Genomic DNA, 303 nt, shown 5'->3' with positions numbered 1-303 from the left:
GGCAATTCTCACTGGAGGTCGGGCAATGAGCTTAGCTGTCTCCGCCACCGTGACCGGCGTGCCCACCGCCATCGTGTCCACTGTGGCCCTCGTAGCCACCACCGCCGCCGTACCAACTTTCGGAATTGTGGGTACCTTGCCTTGGCGTCGGAAAAATCGTGCGCCGAAGAAAAATGACGACCGCGCCGACGAAAGCCAGCAACACGATCCCGAGGTGCATCCATCCGGCAGAATTCATTTCGATCCGGTCCGGTTTCCACGCCTTGCAATTCAATTCGATAGCACGAAGCGGATGGTATCACC

General features: G+C 58.4%; 1 protein-coding gene. It reads left to right on the top strand.

Translation table 11 applies throughout. The annotated features are described in order from the left end of the window. Positions 1-25: 25 nt before the first annotated feature. Positions 26-303 (top strand): hypothetical protein (locus EN852_RS38760; protein ID WP_127225066.1); only part of this gene is annotated, 278 nt, incomplete at its 3' end.

Source organism: Mesorhizobium sp. M2E.F.Ca.ET.209.01.1.1, from assembly GCF_004010375.2.
In the GTDB taxonomy this organism is placed as follows: Bacteria; Pseudomonadota; Alphaproteobacteria; order Rhizobiales; family Rhizobiaceae; genus Mesorhizobium.
The sequence above is the reverse complement of the archived record's forward strand: the minus strand, read 5'-3'. Positions and strand labels throughout refer to the sequence as shown.